Consider the following 18,092-nt stretch of genomic DNA (forward strand, 5'->3'; position numbering starts at 1 on the left):
TGACAGGCATTGAGAACTGGCACGAACGCTGGGCCTGGTGATCTGGCGCTCACGCGGCGAGCTCCTCTGGCCCGGCCTCGCGGCCGAACAGCGAATTGGAGCCAGCCCGTTCGATCAGCACCCTCACCATGTCGCCGATCTGATTCGTCTTGGTGTCGATCTGCACAGCCTGAAGGTATGGCGATTTCCCCGCAAGCTGTCCGGGGTGACGTCCGACACGTTCCAACAGGACATCGACGGTGCGGCCGACCATGGCGTGGTTGAAGGACTGCCGGTGATGCTCGACGCGCTCCTGCAGGCGGTGCAGGCGCTCGCTCATCTCCTCCGGCGCGATCTGGTGGTCCAGCTCGGCCGCGGGCGTGCCTGGACGGGGCGAGTATTTGAAGGTGTAGCTCGAAGCGAAGCCGATATCCTCGACCAGCCGCAGCGTCTCGGCGAAATCCGCCTCGGTCTCGCCGGGGAAGCCGACGATGAAGTCGGAGGACAACGCGATATCGGGACGCGCCTGGCGCACGCGCTCGATCAGCCGGCGATACTCGTCTGCCGTGTGCTTGCGGTTCATGGCTGCGAGGATGCGGTCCGAGCCCGCCTGCACCGGCAGATGCAGGAACGGCATGACCTGCGGCAGGTCGCGATGGGCGGCGATCAGCTCGTCATCCATGTCGCGCGGGTGGCTCGTCGTGTAGCGAATGCGGACAATGCCTGCGATCTCGGCAACGCGCTGCATCAGCCGCGCCAGGCCCCAGATCTGTCCGTCGGGGCCTTCGCCATGATAGGCATTGACGTTCTGGCCGATCAGGGTGACGTCGCGCACGCCGGCATCCGCCAGCCGCTCGATCTCGCTCACCAGCGCCGTGACCGGCCGCGAGAACTCGGCGCCGCGCGTATAGGGGACGACGCAGAACGCGCAGAACTTGTCGCAGCCTTCCTGGATGGTGACGAAGGCGGAGATGCCGCGGCCCCGGATAGCCGCCGGTTTGGGCGCGGGCAGAAAGCCAAACTTGTCGTCGATCGGGAGGTCCGTGTCGACGACGCGCTTGCGCTTCGCCTCCGCCAGCAGCTCGGGGAGCCGGTGATAGGCTTGCGGGCCGACGACGAGGTCCACGGCGGGCTGCCGGCGCTGGATTTCCGCACCTTCGGCCTGGGCGACGCAGCCGGCGACGACGATTCTCGTCTCCTGGCCGGCGGCATTCTGACCATTCTTCAGGTCGCGCAGCTTGCCGAGCTCGGTATAAACCTTCTGCACCGCGCGGTCGCGGATATGACAGGTGTTGAGCAGAATGAGGTCCGCGCCTTCCGGCGCCGCCGTTTCCTCGTAGCCTTGCGCGGCCAGGATATCGGCCATGCGCTGCCCGTCATAGACGTTCATCTGGCAGCCGAAGGACTTGATGTGGACTTTCTTCATCGTTTCGGATCGGGTCTCCAAACCGTCTCCTTACTCTGGATCGCGCGCCGTGAAAATGACCTCGCGCGACCGATCCTTCACAAAGCAACATCCGCGCCAATACGCATAATGACCTTCACGCGAGCGGCCGTCCGGTCACCGCCTCGCGGCGAGCGCGGCGGATCGCCTGCTCCGCCCGCCGGGTCGCGACCTTCCGCGAGGTCTCGTGGCCCATGCGGATCGGCTCGCCCCAAGCGAGCTCGACATCGATCGCGCCAGCATTGAGCATGGCCTTAAGATGGGGTGCGAGTTCCGTATCGCCATACCAAGCCAGCGACGAACGCTCGACACGCCCGCCCGCCATCCCGTGAAAGCCGGTATAGGTGATCGAGAGTGGATAGACGGTGATGTCGCCATTATTGTCGTTGCGACCGAGCGCTTCGTGAACGGCGCCGAGCAGCGAAGACCTCAGCGGCAGCGTCCTCGTGCCGTCCCCGGTCGTGCCTTCGGCGAAGAGCACGACCGCCTGCCCGTCTGATATGCGCTTGCCCATCTCGGCGGTGATGCCGGCCGTTGCGGTCTTGCGCGTTCGGTCGATGAACAGAGTGCGCTGCACCGAGGCCAGGAAGCCAATCACCGGCCAGGTCGCAACCTCGGCCTTGGCAACGAAGGAAAGCGGTTGCACGGCGCCAATGACGGGAATGTCGAGCCAGGAGACATGGTTGGCGACGATCAGTCCACCTGCGCCCTTTGGTGGCGGGGTGCCGCGGACACGCCGCCGCACGCCCAGACAGGTGCAGGCCAGCCGATGAAACCACCGCGGCAGGGTCCAGCCATGTTGTGGCCCAAAGCGCAATGCGACGAGCTGCGCAGGAATCAGTGCGGTCGTGCCGAGACCAAGCAGGACGAGCCGCAGGATCGCGCCGGGGCGGAGACCATTCATGCGGGGCGTGGCTCCCGTCGCGCGGATCGCGAAAGTGTGAAGGACAGAAATCCGGTGCACTTCATGGACGACGTGGCTGTCACTGTCACGCGAGATCGAGCCGCATCGTGACGGCGGTGGCGCGCGTGCCGTCGGCCTTGGGATAGTAGCCCTTGCGCCGCCCGACTTCGCGAAAGCCGAAATGCCGGTAGAGCCGGTCGGCAGCGGCGTTGCCATCCTCGACCTCGAGATAGACATGGGCGACGCCCATGCCTCCAAGCTGGCTGAGATGGGCCGAGAGCAATGCGCGACCCAGGCCGCTGCCGCGCTGCCGGGGTGAGACGACGATGCTCAGGATCTCGGCCTCGTCCACGGCCCGTCGAGACATCACGAAGCCGGCGGGATTGGGCTCGTTTCCGGCGAACACGCCGTCGGCGACGACTGCACCGTCCACGAGAAGCCCGGCGCATTCGCCGGGCTCCCAGCCACGGGCAAAGCCCCCGAGATGATGAAGCGCCGCAACATGGCGTGCATGCCGCACGTCAAGGCGCGCTGTACGCGCCGGCGCAGCATGAGGGTGCAGAAGTTTACGCAGCCAATCCATGCCGCTTGATCGCATGTTCCCGGGAGCCGGCAAAACCTCGAAACGGTCTCCGTCAGCGCCGCGGCAAGCGGGCGCGATCTTGCGGCGTCGTTTCCGGCTCCTTGAGATAGAGCGGGCGCGGCGGCGCGGCGGCAGGATCGGCGAGAAGGCCTAGTCGTGCGACCCAGGTCACATCCGGAGCCTTGGCATCGTCGATCACCAGCGCGTCGAGCCCGATCGCCCAGGCCTCATTCGCAACGGCGAGCGCAGACGAGCCGACGAGACTGACCGGGCCCGCCCCGATCGAGCGCGCAGCGTCCCGGTAATTGACCTGCCGTATCGAAACGAGCTGCTTGCCCTGCGAGCTCAGTGCCTGGAACCAGACCTGGCCATGCTTGGCGTCGAGTGCGGCGGCGATGACGCGGCCCGACTCCTTTCCGATGAGTGGCGCGGCGGTTGCCGCCAGCGTCGTCACGCCGACGGCGGGAATTCCCGCAGCCAGCGCGATGGCGCGTGCGGCGCTGATTCCGACGCGCAGGCCGGTGTAACTGCCTGGGCCGATGGTGACGGCAACCCGGTTGAGCGAGGAGAACCCGCCTTCGACGGCGTGCATCACCCGCTCGATCAGCGGCATCAATGCCTCGGCATGGCCGCGATCCATCGCAACCTGTTCGCGTGCGAGGGGCGTGGTTTCACCCATGTCGAGGACACAGGCGGAACAGGCGCCAAGCGCGGTGTCGATGGCGAGAATGCGCATCAGGTCACGATCCTGAGGAATGCAAAACGGCGTTCGGACAAGATCATGCCCAGGCGAATCAGACGGCCTCGACTTCGCGCACATCCGGAAGGAAGTGGCGCAGCAGATTCTGGATGCCGTGCTTCAACGTTGCAGTCGAGGACGGGCAGCCCGAGCAGGACCCCTTCATCGCGAGATAGACGACGCCGTCCTTGAAGCCGCGGAAGGTGATGTCTCCGCCATCACCGGCAACTGCCGGGCGGATGCGTGTCTCCAGCAGATCCTTGATCGTCTCGACGGTGGCGGCGTCCTCCGGCGCGAAGAATTCGCCTTCGTCCGTGACATCGGCCTTTGAGCCGTCCGAGAGGACCGGCGCGCCCGACATGAAATGCTCCATGATCGCGCCGAGGATTGCGGGCTTGAGATGCGGCCATTCGCCGTCTGACTTGGTGACCGTGATGAAATCGGAACCGAGGAAGACGCCGGAGACCCCGCTGACGGCGAACAGGCGCGAGGCCAGCGGCGAGCGGTCAGCCTGTTCGGCGTCGCGCAGCTCCAATGTGCCCTCCGCCATGACGGCGCGTCCGGGCAGGAATTTCAATGTCGCCGGGTTCGGCGTGGCTTCAGTCTGGATGAACATCGTGGCCTCCGGTGCCGGCGGGTCAAGGCCGCCGTTCCTGAGCCCGATATAGGCGCGTTGCTGGAATCATTCCAGCGCCAACCCTGCCTTGCAGCTCAGGCCAGCGCGTCGATCTCCTCGTCCTCGAGATGGCCGGGCACGATTGCAACCGGGATCGGGAAGGTGCCGGCCGATTTGCCGGCCAGCGCGCTGACCAACGGGCCCGGACCGTCGCGGCCGGTGCCGGCGGCGAGCACCAACAGCGAGATGTCCTCGTCGGCCTCGATCAGCTTGACGAGTTCGTCCGACTTCACGCCGGTGCGGACAACCTTCTCGGGTTCGAGCCCGGCAAGCGCGCGCACGGTTGCTGCAGCATCGTCCAGCAGCTTTTCGGCTTCCGCCTCCGCCTCGGCCTGCATCACCTCACCGACACCCAGCCAGGTCTCGTGCTCGGGCGGTGTGATGACGCCGAGCAGCACGATCGAGGCGCCGATGCGCGCGCATCGCCGCGCGGCGAAGCGCACGGCCTTGGCGCATTCTTCGCTATCGTCGACCACCGCGAGGAATTTCGGGCGATGGCCCGTTTCATAGGACCGCCGTCGCGTCACCATCGATTCAAACCTGCCGCCGCTTCGGGAGAGCCCATGGTGGCCTGCGCCGCAACGTCAGCGCAAGCCCAGGCGCGTCACCGCCCGCGGACGAAGCCGACCACGTCCTTGACGTCGCGCATGATCGGGGCGGCAATTTCTGCTGCCCGCTCGGCGCCTTGCCCAAGAATATCATCGATATGGGAGGGGTCAGCGAGCAGGTGCCGCATCTCGCCGGCGATCGGCGCCAGCTTCGTCACGGCGAGATCGACAAGCGCCGCCTTGAAGGCCGAGAACTGTCCGCCGCCAAACTGCCCGAGCACCTGCGCCCTGCTTTCACCGCTCAGGCCGGCATAGATGCCGACGAGATTCTCGGCCTCGGGCCGGCCTTCAAGGCCCTTCTCCTCGGACGGCAATGCCTCGGGATCGGTCTTCGCCTTGCGCACCTTCTGCGCAATGGTCTCGGCGTCATCGGTCAGATTGATGCGGGAATAGTCGGATGCGTCCGACTTGGACATCTTCTTGGTGCCGTCGCGCAGGCTCATCACGCGTGGCGCCGGGCCCTGGATCATCGGCTCGGGCAGCGGGAAGAAGCCGAGCTCGCCTGTGCCGAGGCTGCGAGCGGCGATCTGCTCGGCGAAGTCATTGTTGAATTTTTGCGCGATATCGCGCGCCAGTTCGAGATGCTGCTTCTGGTCCTCGCCTACCGGTACATGCGTCGCCTTGTAGAGCAGGATGTCGGCCGCCATCAGATTCGGATAGGCGTAGAGCCCGACCGAGGCGTTCTCGCGGTCCTTGCCGGCCTTCTCCTTGAACTGGGTCATGCGATTGAGCCAGCCGAGGCGGGCAACGCAGTTGAACACCCAGGCGAGTTCGGCGTGCTGCGCGACCTGGCTCTGGTTGAAGATGATGCTCTTCTTCGGGTCGACTCCGGCGGCGAGATAGGCCGCGGTGACCTCGCGGATGGCGCGCGTCAGCTCGGCAGGGTCCTGCCAGACCGTGATGGCGTGCATATCAACCACGCAATAGACGCAGTCATAGCTCTCCTGCATCGCGACCCAGTTCGTGAGCGCGCCGAGATAATTGCCGAGGTGAAGCGTCGAGGTCGGCTGCATGCCGGAAAAGACGCGCTGGGGAAATTCGGCCATCAGGCGCTCCATTGTCGCGAGCGGGTGTCACGAACGCGGCGTTCTGGCGGAAGCGCGGGCCAGGCGCAAGTGCGGCAGGCCGAAAGCGCCCAAGAGGGCGCCAGCAAGGCCGTAGGTCGCAAGGCCGCCAAGACAGAGCGCGGCCAGGGACGCAACGCGCAACAGCATGGGCTCGCCTGGGGCGAGCGAGGCCGTCAACGCCGGCAGAAGCAGGAGGAGCGCGCCCAGCATGAGGGCGCTGGCGCCCAGTATGGCGATAATCGGCCGCAGGCTTGCAAGGCTCGGCTGCCATAGGCCCTGGCGCCGCAGATGGAGCGACAGCAGAACGGCCTGGGCCACAAAGGCAAGGCTTGCTGCGAGCGCGGCGACAGTCGCGGCATCCTGGCCGCGCTCGGCGCCGTAGCCGGAGAAAACGGCCACCAGGACGGCAGCCACCCCGGCGAGCAGCGGGACACGCGGCATGCGCCGGACGAAATAGACCTGAGCGAAGACCTTTGCCATCACCGCGAAGGGAAGACCGAGCGCGAAAGCTGCCAGCGCTCCCGCTGTGCGCGCCCGATCGTCGGCGCCGAAGCGGCCATGCTCGAACAGCACCGATACGATCGGCTCGGCCAGCGCCGCCAACGCGACGGCCGCCGGCACGGCAAGTGCGAGACCGAGCGCCAGCGCGCGACCGAGCGTGGCATCGTCCTGCGCATTCTCACGACTCGCCGCCATTTCGGAGAGCACCACGGTGCCCATCGCGACTCCGACGAAGCCAAGCGGCAGCTGGAAGATACGGTCGGCGTAATAGAGGGCCGCCACCGCTCCGCTCTCTGTCGAGGCGATCTGGGTCGCGACGAGCAGGACGAGTTGCGCGCTCGAAGCCGCGAGCAGCGTCGCACCGCCCGTGCGCATGAGGCGGCTCATGTCAGGCGACCAGCGCAGGCTCGCTCGCGGCAGTCCGATCTTGCGCAATCGGAGCAGGATCAGGCCGAGATGGGCGAAACCGGTCAGGCTGACGAATATGGCGAGCAGGCTCGCGCTCGCCATGGCCTCCGCGCCGCGCGAGAGCTGGACCAGCAGCACGCCGAGCAGGACGGCGTTCATCAATGCCGGCGCGAGAGCCGCCGTGGTGAACCGGCGCTCGGCATTGAGCAGCGCCGCCAGCAATGCCGCGAGCGTCGTCAGCAGCAGGAAGGGCAGCATCAGCCGGGTGAAATGGGTGGCCAGCGCAAGCGTTTCGGGCTCGTTCGCAAAGCCGCCGGCCAGCCCCAGCACCAGCCAGGGCGTGAAAATCTCGCCGAATGCGATCAGGACCAGCAGCAGCAGGCCGAGATGCGCCGTGGCCTCTCCGGCGAAGCCACGAGCCGCCGCTTCGCCGCGCGAAGCTTTGATGTCGAGATAGAGCGGTACGAAGGGCGCGTTCAGCCCGCCTTCGCCGAGCACGCGCCGGACCAGATTGGGCAGGCGCAGGGCTGCCAGGAAGGCATCCGCGACCGGGCCGGCACCGAGCAGTCGCGCGATCAGCACATCTCTGGCGAAGCCGAGCAGGCGCGACAGCACCGTGGCAGCGCCGACCACTGCCGAATCGCGCGCAAGGCGCCGCCTGGCAGGGCTCGGCTCCGCCGGAGGCTGCGTCACAGGATGAACCGGCTCAGATCCGCATTCTTGGCGAGATCACCGATCCGCGCTTCGACATAAGGAGCGTCGATCGTCACGGTCTCGCCCGAGCGATCTGTGGCCGTGAAGGAAATCTCGTCCAGAATCCGCTCGATCACGGTCTGGAGCCGGCGCGCCCCGATATTCTCGACCGTGGAGTTCACCGCCACCGCGATGCGGGCAATGGCGTCGATCGCGTCCGGGGTGAAGCCGACGGTGACCTCCTCCGTCGCCATCAGCGCCACCGTCTGCTTGATCAGGCTCGCCTCGGTCTCGGTCAGGATGCGCTTGAAATCCTCGACATCGAGGGGCTGCAATTCGACGCGGATCGGCAGGCGCCCCTGCAACTCGGGCAGCAGGTCGGACGGGCGGGAGACATGGAAGGCGCCTGACGCGATGAACAGGATGTGGTCGCTCTTCACCGGCCCGTGCTTGGTTGCAACCGTGGTGCCCTCGATCAGCGGCAGCAGGTCGCGCTGCACGCCTTCACGCGAGACATCTGCGCCGCCTCGGCCTTCCCTAGCGCAGATCTTGTCGATCTCGTCGAGGAAGACGATGCCGTTATTCTCGACCTCCCGGATCGCATCCTGGACGATTGCATCCTGGTCGATCAGCTTGTCGCTCTCCTCGGCGATCAGCGGGCCATAGGCATCCTTGACGAGGACGCGCCGCGGTTTGCCCTTCTGGCCGAAAGCCTTGCCGAACATGTCCCCGAGCGAGATCGCTCCGATCGAGGCGCCGGGCATGCCGGGCAATTCGAACATCGGGGTCGAGCTGGCGCCAGAGGCGATCTCGACCTCGATCTCCTTCTCGTCGAGTTCGTTCGCGCGCAGCTTGCGACGGAAGGAATCGCGGGTCGCCGGACTGGCCGTCGACCCCACCAGCGCGTCGAGCACGCGCTCCTCGGCCGCAAGATGCGCCTTGGCCTGGACATCCTTGCGCCGTGCCTCGCGGACGAGGCTGATGCCGATCTCGACGAGATCGCGAATGATCGATTCGACGTCGCGGCCGACATAGCCGACCTCGGTGAACTTGGTCGCCTCGACCTTGAGGAAGGGTGCATTGGCGAGGCGCGCCAGCCGACGCGCGATCTCGGTCTTGCCGCAGCCGGTCGGCCCGATCATCAGGATGTTCTTGGGCGCGACCTCTTCGCGCAGCGGCCCTTCAAGCTGCTGACGGCGCCAGCGGTTGCGCAATGCGATGGCGACGGCGCGCTTGGCATCCTTCTGGCCGACGATGAAGCGGTCGAGCTCTGAGACGATCTCGCGGGGGGAAAAAGAGGTCATGGATACTTCCGATTGGGCGTCAGCGGACATCAGGCGATGTCGAGGCTCTCGATGACGAGGCTGTGGTTGGTGTAGACGCAGATGTCTCCGGCGATCTTCATCGCCTTACGCACGATCGTCTCGGCGTCGGGCTCGACATCGACCAGTGCGCGCGCTGCTGCCAGGGCGAAATTGCCGCCGGAGCCGATGGCCATCACCGAGCCATGTTCGCCCGCTTCCGGCTCCAGCACGTCGCCCGTGCCGGAGATCAGCAGGCTGACCTCCTTGTCGGCGACCAGCAGCATCGCTTCCAGCCGGCGCAGATAGCGGTCGGTGCGCCAATCCTTGGCGAGCTCGACGCATGCGCGCAGCAATTGCGTCGGGTATTGCTCGAGCTTGGTCTCCAGCCGTTCGAACAGGGTGAAGGCATCGGCTGTTGCGCCCGCGAAGCCGGCGATCACCGCACCCTTGGCGAGGCGGCGCACCTTCTTGGCGTTACCCTTCATGATGGTCGGGCCGAGCGAGACCTGCCCGTCGCCGCCGATCACCACGCGCCCGCCCTTGCGCACCATCAGGATGGTGGTGGCATGCATCACGGGGGCCTTATTGTCGTTATCCATCAGAGCGTCTTCCAGTGTTTCCGGCCGTCCGCCAGATGTAGGGCTTTTCAGGCGCTGCACAATCGGCCGGGTGGCGTGAGCGTCAACGCGCTGCTAGAGCATGTCCCGCAGAAGTGGGATGCACTTTTGCCACGAGAACATGCTTCAGCAGCCACTTTGGCGCGAATTCTTGTCGCTCGGCTGATTTCAGTCGAGCGGAAAGCGCGCTAAAGCACCGGCCAGCAAGGTCACAAGGGCTTTTCAAATGCGTTCGGGCGAAGTGAAGCGCCGCACCAATGAAACCGATATCTCGGTCAAGCTCTCGCTCGACGGCACGGGCAAGGCCGAGATCGCGACGGGCGTCGGCTTCTTCGACCATATGCTCGATCTCTTTGCCCGCCATTCGCTGATCGATCTTGCGGTCACGGTGAAAGGCGACACCCATATCGATGATCACCATTCGGTCGAGGATGCGGGCATCGCGCTCGGCGAGGCGGTAAAGCAGGCGCTCGGCGACAAGAAGGGCATCCGCCGCTACGCCGACGTGCATCTGCCGATGGACGAGACGCTGACCCGCGTCGCCGTCGATGTCTCCGGCCGGCCTTTTCTGGTGTTCCGCACGAGCTTCAAGGCCGAGAAGATCGGCACGTTCGATACCGAGCTGGTGCGCGAGTTCTTCCAGGCCTTTGCGATCAATGCGGGCCTGACCCTGCATGTCGAGACACTCTACGGCGACAATGCTCATCATATCGCCGAGAGCTGCTTCAAGGGGTTGGCGCGGGCGCTGCGCCACGCGCTGGAAGTCGATCCGCGGGAAGGTGGCCGCGTGCCGTCCACCAAGGGCGCGTTATAAGGGGCCATGACATGGCGTTCTATACGGTCCTGATTCCGCCGCCCGGTTCCGGCAGCGAGCGCGACGATATCGAGCAGGCGCGGCTCCTGCCCGAGACATTCTCCTGGGCAGCCTTCCTCTTCACGGGCTTCTGGCTGCTGGCGAAGCGGCTCTGGCTGGCGACGCTCCTCTTCGCGCTGGTCTGGGCTGCCGTGTATTACGCGCAGAGCGATCTCGGGCTCGCCAGCGGTGCGGCCCTGCTGGCGCAATTCGTCATCGGACTCTTCCTCGGGCTTGAAGGCCGGAACCTGATCGCGCGCAAGCTGCTGCGGAAAGGCTGGCGGCTTGCCGATGTGATCGAGGCTCCCGATCTCGCGAGCGCCGAACGACGCTATTTCGAGCGGGCTCTCGAAAGCCTGCCTGCGCCGGCTCCGCGCGAAGCCGCGCCGGTTCCTCCGCGTTTCCAGTCCTCAAGCGCCGTTCCGGTGATCGGACTCTTTCCTGAGGCGCAAGGCCGATGACCCAATCCGTCGCCATCATCGATTACGGATCCGGCAACCTGCACTCGGCCGCCAAGGCCTTTGAGCGCGCGGCAGCCGAGTCCGGCATTGCCGCTACTATTCGCGTCACCAGTGATCCCGCGGTCGTGCGTGCGGCCGATCGCATCGTCCTGCCGGGTGTCGGCGCCTTCGCCGATTGTCGCTGCGGGCTCGATGCCGTCTCCGGCATGGTCGAAGTTCTCGAGGACGTCGTCCGCGGCAAGCAGCGCCCCTTTCTCGGCATCTGCGTCGGCATGCAGCTCCTCGCAAGCCGAGGGCTCGAATATACGGTGACGGACGGCCTCGGCTGGATTCCGGGCGATGTCGCCCTGATCAGGCCGACCGACGAGAGCCTCAAGATCCCGCATATGGGCTGGAACAATCTGCACGCGCAGGACGAGCATCCGTTGCTCGCTGGCATCGAGACCGGCCCGGGCGGCCTGCATGCCTATTTCGTGCATTCCTACGCGCTGACGCCGGAGCGGGCCGAGGACGTGCTGGCGCTGACCGAGTATGGCGGACCCGTCACGGCAATGGTAGCGCGCGGCAACATCGCCGGCACGCAGTTCCACCCCGAGAAGAGTCAGAAGCTCGGACTGAAGCTGATTAGCAATTTCTTGGGATGGACACCGTGATTCTGTTCCCCGCCATCGATCTCAAGGACGGACGCTGCGTCCGCCTGAAGCAGGGCGACATGGCCCAGGCGACCGTCTTCAATGACGATCCGGCCGCGCAAGCCGCGGAATTCGAGGCGCAGGGTTTCGAATGGCTCCATGTCGTCGATCTCGACGGCGCCTTTGCCGGCAAGCCGATGAATGCTGGAGCTGTCGAGGCCATCCTCGGCCGGGTCGCGTTTCCGGTGCAGCTCGGCGGCGGCATTCGCGACATCGCGACCGTCGAGGGCTGGCTCGGCAAGGGCGTGCGCCGCGTCATCATCGGCACGGCCGCGGTGCGCGATCCGGCATTCGTGCGCGAGGCGGCGAGGGCCTTTCCGGGCCAGGTCGCAGTCGGCATCGATGCGCGCGACGGTTTCGTCGCGGTCGAAGGCTGGGCCGAAACCTCTTCGCTCGCCGCGGTGGATCTTGGCCGCCGCTTCGAGGATGCAGGCGTCGCTGCGATCATCTACACCGACATCGCGCGCGACGGGATGCTCCAGGGCATCAACTGGAACGGCACGATCGCGCTCGCCGGGGCACTGACCATTCCGGTGATCGCGTCGGGCGGGCTCGCCTCCATGGCCGATATCGAGCGCCTCTGCGCGCCGGACGCCGCCATCCTGGAAGGTGCGATCACGGGCCGCGCGCTCTATGACGGGCGCCTCGATCCGGCTGCGGCGCTGGCGCGGATCGCGCAGGCGGACAAGGGGAAGGCGGCATGAGCCTGAAAACCCGCATCATCCCCTGCCTCGACGTCAAGGACGGCCGTGTCGTCAAGGGCGTGAAATTCGTCGATCTCGTCGATGCCGGTGATCCGGTCGAGGCCGCCAAGGCCTATGACGCGGCCGGCGCGGACGAACTCTGCTTCCTCGACATCACGGCGAGCCATGAGGATCGCGGCATCCTGTTCGATGTGGTGACGCGCACCGCAGAGGCCTGCTTCATGCCGCTCACCGTGGGCGGCGGCGTCCGCACGGTCGACGATATCCGCAAGCTGCTCTTGGCCGGGGCCGACAAGGTCGCGATCATGACGGCGGCCGTGCAGCGGCGCGCCTTCGTCAAGGAAGCGGCGGAGAAGTTCGGCGACCAGTGCATCGTCGTCGCGATCGACGCCAAGAAGGTGGCACCGGAGCGCTGGGAGATCTTCACCCATGGCGGCCGCAATGCGACTGGGCTCGATGCCGTCGCCTATGCCCGTGAGGTCGTCTCGCTCGGCGCCGGCGAGTTGCTGCTGACCTCGATGGACCGCGACGGCACCGGGGCCGGCTTCGACCTCGACCTGACCAGCAGGATTGCCGATGCGGTTTCCGTGCCCGTCATCGCGTCCGGCGGTGTCGGCACGCTCGACCATCTCGTCGATGGCGTGCGGGAGGGCCATGCCAGTGCCGTGCTGGCGGCCTCGATCTTCCACTTCGGTACTTTCACCATCCCCCAGGCCAAAGCCCATATGGCGGCGGCAGGGCTGGCGATGCGGCTGGATTGAGCGATGAGCGGCTTTACACTGTCCGACCTCGAAAAGATCGTCGCCGAGCGTGGAAGGGCCTCCCCCGAGGAGTCCTGGACCGCCAAGCTCCTGGCTGCCGGGCCGGAGCGCGCTGCCAAGAAGCTCGGCGAAGAGGCTGTCGAAACCGTGATTGCAGCTGTGCAAGGCGACAAGCAGGCTTTGATCGCCGAAAGTGCCGATTTGCTTTATCATCTCTTGGTCGTGCTTTCGTCGCGCGATGTTGCATTGCAAGATGTGTTGAGCCAGCTTGAGGCCCGTACCGCCCGGTCCGGTCTGGCTGAAAAGGCGGCGAGGAAACCCTGAGACATGGTGCCGAAGGCCGGAGCCGGCTTTCGGAAGGCAGCATGCTTAGTGTCCAGTCGAGGATGTCCGAGCCTTGAATCTCGAAGTCTGGAATGCGGATCGCGGTAGCATGGACCAACGTCTGATCCCGGCCGCGGCCGATCCCGATCTGGTTTCACCCTATCGGACCTTCACACGGGACGAGTGGGCGCATTTGCGTGCCGACACGCCGCTGACCCTCTCGGTCGACGACCTGACCAAGCTGCAATCGATCAATGATCCGATCTCGCTGGACGAGATCGTCGCGATCTACCTGCCGCTGTCGCGGCTGCTGTCGCTTTACGTTGCCGCCACGCAGGGCCTGTTCAAGGCGACGCAGCGCTTTCTGCTGGCGGAAGCCGAGGTCAAGGTGCCCTATATCATCGGGGTCGCCGGCTCGGTCGCGGTCGGCAAGTCGACCACGGCGCGCGTGTTGAAGGCGCTGCTCTCGCGCTGGCCGAACACGCCCAAGGTCGAACTCGTCACCACCGACGGCTTCCTGCTGCCCAATGCCGAACTCGAGCGGCGCGGGTTGATGCAGCGCAAGGGCTTTCCGGAAAGCTATGACAGCTCGGCCATCCTGCGTTTCCTCTCCGATGTGAAAGCAGGCAGGCCTGCGGTCTTGGCGCCGGTCTATTCGCACCTTGTCTACGACGTCGTTCCCGGTGAGCAGGTCACCGTCGAGCGGCCCGATATCCTGATCCTCGAAGGCCTCAACGTCCTGCAACCGAGCCGGATGCCGAAGGACGGCAAGGTCATCCCCTTCGTCTCCGACTATTTCGATTTCTCGGTCTATCTCGACGCGCATGAGGACGACCTGCACCGCTGGTACGTCAACCGCTTCATGACGCTGCGCCAGACCGCCTTCCGCGATCCACGCTCCTTCTTCCGCAAATATGCCGAGATCGGCGAGGAGGAGGCCCTGTCGATCGCCGAGAGTTTGTGGACCGGGATCAACATGCCGAACCTGCAGGAGAACATCCTGCCGACGCGCCAGCGCGCCAGCCTGATCCTGACCAAGGGCGCGAGCCATCGCATCCAGCAGGTCGCGCTGCGCCGCCTCTGAGAAACCGGCATGGAGGCTTTGTCCGCGCTCGCGGCGATGGCGGGCGCCGCCTTCGTCGCGGCCTCGATCCTGCCGGCGCAGTCGGAGGCGGTCTTTGTCGGCCTGCTCGCCGCACGGAGCGCCGAACCGCTGGCGCTGTTCGTGGTCGCGAGCCTCGCGAACACTGCGGGCTCGGTCCTCAACTGGTGGATCGGCCGGCTGATCACGCAAGGTGGGCTGGAGAGATTGCCCGCCAGGCTGCGTCCGGACCCTGCGAAGCTCGGCCGCGCCCAGGCCTGGTTCGGCCGTTTTGGCTGGCCGTCCTTGCTTCTTGCCTGGCTGCCGATTGTCGGCGACCCGCTGACGGTCGTCGCCGGAACGATGAACTATCCGCTCGGCCGCTTCACCCTGCTCGTGTTCATCGGCAAGGCGGCGCGCTACGCTGCGCTCTGGGCCGGCTGGGTCGCAGCGTCATAGCCTTTGGCTTAAGGCAACGCGCGTACCGGCTTTTGCGCGAAAGCTGCTTCAGCTTTTTGGCTTTAGAGATTTGCGTGTGCGGATGTCTCGGGCTACCAGCAAGCCCCTTACTTCAGGAGATCTGATCATGAGCATCCAGCGCATCGGTATCGGCCCCCGCATGTCCAAGGCCGTCGTGCATGGCAACACCGTCTATCTCGCCGGTCAGGTTGCCGATAAGGCTGCCGGCAAGAGCGTTGCCGAGCAGACCGCCGACATCCTCGGCATCATTGACGGCCTGCTGGCCGAAGCCGGCACCGACAAGACCAAGCTGCTGATGGTCAATATCTGGCTCTCCGACATGTCGACCTTCGCCGAGATGAACGGCGTCTGGGACAAGTGGGTCGTCGCTGGTCAGACTCCCGGTCGCGCCACCGTCGAGGCCAAGCTTGCCGCGCCGCAGTTCACGGTCGAGATCGCGGTCATCGCCGCGAAGTGAGACGCCAGGGCTGATCCGGAACGGGAGGATGCCATCAGCGGGTCGGAGGAGATCGCGCCGCTTCTAGTGCGCGTCACCGTGCGCTACGGCCTGCCGCCAGTGGCGCTGCCGGCCATGGTTGCGGATTGGCTGCGCCGACCCGGCGCAGCGCTTCCTGAGGAAGCGCTGCTTGACCGCAAGGCGCAGGATTTCCTCGCAGTGGCAGGTCGACTCGGCGATCCACTTGGCGACGAGGCCACCCGGCATCTGCGAAGCGAGGCGGCGGCAGCGCTTGCCGCCGGCCGCTTCGCAGAAGCGGACAAGGCCTTGGCGCAGGCCGAGCTCCATGTGATCGGCGGCTCGACCGACCTCTCGGCACTGACGGTCGCCCAGCGGCTCACGGCCGGCGGGAACCGCACCGACCGGGCGGCGATCAGCTTTCTGCGCATGACGTCGGAGGCCTATCGCGAGGCCGCTGCCCGCTATGGCGAAGCGTCCGCCCTCATCGGTCTGGCCGATCTCGATCGCAGTCGGGACCTGGCTCTCTCCCAGGCGAAAGCGCTGGCGCGGATCAGCGAGGATTTCGGTGGGCGAGACGGCTATGACGCGGCCACTGGCTTGCTGCGCCGTGTGCTCGAGGGGGTCGACAGCCTCGAGGATACGGTCGCCTTCGCCGGGGCCCAGGACGCATTCGCCGCCGCGCTCGAGGGCCTCGCGGAGATGTCCGGCGATGGCAAACTACGCGTCGAGGCGCTCGGCCGTTGCCGGGCGGCATTAGAGGACCTCCGCCGGGATGAGGCGCCGGCCCTCTGGCATGGATTGAAGGTCCGCTTTGGCCGACTTGCCTCGATGCTGGGCGAGGCCAGCGCGGACGATGATCTGCTGGAAGAAGCGGTTGCAGCGTTCGCCGATGTCCTTGCTCGCTGGGATCGAAGTCGCGATGAGGCGCGCTGGCTCGAGGCCGAGCACTTGATTTCTCGCGCGCGCGCCGATCTCGGTTCGCGCCGGAAGGACCTCGCCCTGCTCGAGCGGGCTTTCAACGGCTTCAACAGGGTTGCCAAGACCGTCGACAGGGCGCGGGAGCCTCTGCGCTGGGCCGAGTTGCAGCATCAGATGGGTGGGGTGCTAGCGGCCATGGGCGAGCGCTATAGCGAGCCCGTCGTGCTCGAAGAGGCCATCGCCTTGTTCTCTGCCGCGCTTGAGGAGCGCCGGCGCGAGACAGTACCCTCCCTTTGGGCGGCAACCATGGCCAGTCACGGACAGGCTTCCCTGCATCTCGCCGAACGCCGCCGTGATCGAGGCTTGGCCGAGCAGGCCCTCGCTCAGATCATGTCGGCGATCGAAGCCTTGCGGGCCAGTGGACACGCCGCGAACGCCAAAGGCCTCGAGGCGCCGCTGATCAAGGCCGGCAGGCTGGTCGAGATACTGCGCAAGGGCTGAGAGCGGCCGCAGCTCAGGCTGCCTTCCTCCAGGCCGCAAGCCGCTCCAGCGCCGCATCGAGTGTCGCGTCATGCTTGGCAAAGCAGAAGCGCACCACGGTCTTGACTGCGCCCTCCGCATAGAAGGCGCTGACCGGGATCGCCGCGACCCCGTTCTCCGTGACCAGTCTCTGACAGAACGCCGTGTCGTCGCTCTCGCCGAGCGGGGCGATGTCGACATTGAGAAAATAGGTGCCGACGCTCGGCAGCACGCTGAAGCCGAGACCCTGCAGCCCGCTGGCGAAGCGATCGCGCGAGCGCTGGAAATCGGCGCGCATCCCATCGAAATAGGCGTCGTCCTTGCCGAGCCCATAGGCGACCGCGACCTGCAGGTTCGGCGGGGTGGTAAACGTGATGTATTGATGTGCCTTGGCGAGCACGCGCATCAGATTGGGCGCCGCCATCACCATCCCGACCTTCCATCCGGTCAGCGAGAAGATCTTCCCGGCCGATGAAATCTTCACTGTGCGCTCGCGCATGCCCGGCCGCGCCATCAGCGGTGCGTGCCTGCGACCGTCGAAGACGACATGCTCCCAGACCTCGTCGCAGATCGCGATGGCGTCATGCCGGATGCAGAAATCGGCGAGCAGATCGAGATCGGCAGCACTGAAGATCGTCGCGGTCGGATTCAGCGGGTTGTTGAACAGCACGACCCGGGTCTTTGGGGAAAAGGCCTGGGCCAACGCCTCCTCGCTCAGACCGAAAGCCGGCGGAGTCAGGGTCACGAATTTCGGAATGCCGCCCGCCCGCCGCACCAGTGGCACATAGGCGTCGTACATCGGCTCGAACAGCACGACCTCGTCACCGGGCGTGATCAGCGCCATCAGGGCGCCGGCGATCGCCTCGGTTGCCCCCGAAGTGATCATCACTTCGCTGTCGGGATCGAGATCGAGGTCCTGCCAGCGCTTGTAATGCGTGGCGCAGGCCTGACGCAGCTCCGGCAGGCCCATCATCGGCGGGTATTGATTCCAGCCGGTCATCACTGCCTCGGCGGCTTTTCGCCGCACATCCTCGGGGCCCGGATCGTCGGGAAAGCCCTGGCCGAGATTCACGGCGCCGGTCTCGCGCGCGAGACGCGACATCACTTCAAAGACGCTGGTCTGAAGGGCGGAGAAGATCGGGTTCATCGCAATCTTGTCGGGTTTGGGTGCGAGAGAGCTTGGGCCTCTACCATGTCCCGCTGCCCTGTGCACCGGCTCAGCCAAGGCCTCATGCTCCTGACAGAATATGGAATGATGAATGTTGACATTCATCAGCGGTCAATGCTTATCTCCGTTTCGCCGGTTCACGACGGGCGCC

Annotated in this window: 20 protein-coding genes and 1 pseudogene; 10 read left to right on the top strand and 11 right to left on the bottom strand. The window is 65.9% G+C overall.

The genetic code is table 11. The features are described 5' to 3' along the window. Window positions 1-49: 49 nt before the first annotated feature. From miaB to hslV, 10 genes are all read right to left on the bottom strand, one after another. Window positions 50-1,405, bottom strand: a complete 1,356-nt coding sequence (gene miaB, locus AB4099_RS13720) for a tRNA (N6-isopentenyl adenosine(37)-C2)-methylthiotransferase MiaB (protein WP_441478485.1) — start codon at window positions 1,403-1,405, stop codon at window positions 50-52. A gap of 115 nt (window positions 1,406-1,520) precedes the next feature. Further along, the gene (locus AB4099_RS13725; RefSeq protein ID WP_113515691.1) at window positions 1,521-2,327 is read right to left on the bottom strand and encodes a lysophospholipid acyltransferase family protein; all 807 of its coding nucleotides are present in this window, start codon (window positions 2,325-2,327) and stop codon (window positions 1,521-1,523) included. An 85-nt stretch (window positions 2,328-2,412) separates the two neighbouring features. Continuing rightward, window positions 2,413-2,910: a GNAT family N-acetyltransferase gene (locus AB4099_RS13730; protein ID WP_441478486.1), complete on the bottom strand. Its 498-nt coding sequence runs from the start codon at window positions 2,908-2,910 to the stop codon at window positions 2,413-2,415. 52 nt (window positions 2,911-2,962) lie between these two features. Then, complete coding sequence (gene tsaB, locus AB4099_RS13735; RefSeq protein WP_441478487.1) at window positions 2,963-3,646, bottom strand: tRNA (adenosine(37)-N6)-threonylcarbamoyltransferase complex dimerization subunit type 1 TsaB; 684 nt, start codon at window positions 3,644-3,646, stop codon at window positions 2,963-2,965. A 58-nt stretch (window positions 3,647-3,704) separates the two neighbouring features. Continuing rightward, entirely contained in the window at window positions 3,705-4,265 is a 561-nt protein-coding gene (locus tag AB4099_RS13740; protein WP_441478488.1) for a NifU family protein, read from the bottom strand. A gap of 95 nt (window positions 4,266-4,360) precedes the next feature. After that, a complete protein-coding gene (locus AB4099_RS13745) occupies window positions 4,361-4,855 on the bottom strand; it encodes a universal stress protein (RefSeq protein WP_043239063.1) in 495 nt (164 codons plus the stop codon). Between the two features lie 74 nt (window positions 4,856-4,929). Then, window positions 4,930-5,979 (bottom strand): tryptophan--tRNA ligase, encoded by a 1,050-nt coding sequence (trpS, locus tag AB4099_RS13750; protein ID WP_441478489.1) that lies wholly within the window; start codon window positions 5,977-5,979, stop codon window positions 4,930-4,932. A gap of 27 nt (window positions 5,980-6,006) precedes the next feature. Continuing rightward, window positions 6,007-7,602, bottom strand: a complete 1,596-nt coding sequence (gene murJ / locus AB4099_RS13755; RefSeq protein WP_441478490.1) for a murein biosynthesis integral membrane protein MurJ — start codon at window positions 7,600-7,602, stop codon at window positions 6,007-6,009. Continuing rightward, window positions 7,599-8,906 (bottom strand): ATP-dependent protease ATPase subunit HslU, encoded by a 1,308-nt coding sequence (gene hslU / locus AB4099_RS13760; protein ID WP_113515685.1) that lies wholly within the window; start codon window positions 8,904-8,906, stop codon window positions 7,599-7,601. Before hslU ends, murJ begins: the two co-directional genes overlap by 4 nt. 29 nt (window positions 8,907-8,935) lie before the next feature. After that, entirely contained in the window at window positions 8,936-9,505 is a 570-nt protein-coding gene (gene hslV / locus AB4099_RS13765) for an ATP-dependent protease subunit HslV (protein WP_113515684.1), read from the bottom strand. Window positions 9,506-9,749: 244 nt separating this feature from the next. On the opposite strand from hslV, the gene hisB reads away from it, so the two are divergent. The 10 genes and pseudogenes from hisB (at window position 9,750) to AB4099_RS13815 (ending at window position 16,755) form a co-directional block, all read left to right on the top strand. Then, window positions 9,750-10,337: an imidazoleglycerol-phosphate dehydratase HisB gene (hisB, locus tag AB4099_RS13770; RefSeq protein ID WP_113515683.1), complete on the top strand. Its 588-nt coding sequence runs from the start codon at window positions 9,750-9,752 to the stop codon at window positions 10,335-10,337. Window positions 10,338-10,348: 11 nt separating this feature from the next. Beyond that, a pseudogene (locus tag AB4099_RS13775) lies at window positions 10,349-10,636 on the top strand (DUF2628 domain-containing protein); the annotation flags it as partial. A gap of 197 nt (window positions 10,637-10,833) precedes the next feature. Continuing rightward, complete coding sequence (gene hisH / locus AB4099_RS13780; protein WP_441478491.1) at window positions 10,834-11,490, top strand: imidazole glycerol phosphate synthase subunit HisH; 657 nt, start codon at window positions 10,834-10,836, stop codon at window positions 11,488-11,490. After that, the gene (hisA, locus tag AB4099_RS13785) at window positions 11,478-12,233 is read left to right on the top strand and encodes a 1-(5-phosphoribosyl)-5-[(5-phosphoribosylamino)methylideneamino]imidazole-4-carboxamide isomerase (protein ID WP_113515680.1); all 756 of its coding nucleotides are present in this window, start codon (window positions 11,478-11,480) and stop codon (window positions 12,231-12,233) included. Before hisH ends, hisA begins: the two co-directional genes overlap by 13 nt. After that, on the top strand, window positions 12,230-12,994 hold the full coding sequence (gene hisF / locus AB4099_RS13790; protein ID WP_113515679.1) for an imidazole glycerol phosphate synthase subunit HisF: 765 nt from the start codon (window positions 12,230-12,232) through the stop codon (window positions 12,992-12,994). The genes hisA and hisF overlap by 4 nt, the downstream gene beginning before the upstream one ends. A gap of 3 nt (window positions 12,995-12,997) precedes the next feature. Next, entirely contained in the window at window positions 12,998-13,318 is a 321-nt protein-coding gene (locus tag AB4099_RS13795; RefSeq protein WP_069878551.1) for a phosphoribosyl-ATP diphosphatase, read from the top strand. Between the two features lie 109 nt (window positions 13,319-13,427). Next, entirely contained in the window at window positions 13,428-14,402 is a 975-nt protein-coding gene (gene coaA / locus AB4099_RS13800; protein ID WP_113515737.1) for a type I pantothenate kinase, read from the top strand. Between the two features lie 9 nt (window positions 14,403-14,411). Next, window positions 14,412-14,858 (top strand): YqaA family protein, encoded by a 447-nt coding sequence (locus tag AB4099_RS13805; protein WP_113515678.1) that lies wholly within the window; start codon window positions 14,412-14,414, stop codon window positions 14,856-14,858. A 127-nt stretch (window positions 14,859-14,985) separates the two neighbouring features. Beyond that, the gene (locus AB4099_RS13810) at window positions 14,986-15,336 is read left to right on the top strand and encodes a RidA family protein (protein WP_069878549.1); all 351 of its coding nucleotides are present in this window, start codon (window positions 14,986-14,988) and stop codon (window positions 15,334-15,336) included. Window positions 15,337-15,402: 66 nt separating this feature from the next. Beyond that, a complete protein-coding gene (locus tag AB4099_RS13815) occupies window positions 15,403-16,755 on the top strand; it encodes a hypothetical protein (RefSeq protein WP_441478492.1) in 1,353 nt (450 codons plus the stop codon). Between the two features lie 13 nt (window positions 16,756-16,768). Here AB4099_RS13815 and AB4099_RS13820 read toward each other — a convergent pair whose 3' ends face one another. Further along, window positions 16,769-17,920 (bottom strand): aminotransferase, encoded by a 1,152-nt coding sequence (locus tag AB4099_RS13820; protein ID WP_113515676.1) that lies wholly within the window; start codon window positions 17,918-17,920, stop codon window positions 16,769-16,771. Window positions 17,921-18,092 lie beyond the last annotated feature (172 nt).

It is taken from the genome of Allobosea sp. 2KB_26 (assembly GCF_052115715.1).
Classification (GTDB): domain Bacteria; phylum Pseudomonadota; class Alphaproteobacteria; order Rhizobiales; family Beijerinckiaceae; genus Allobosea.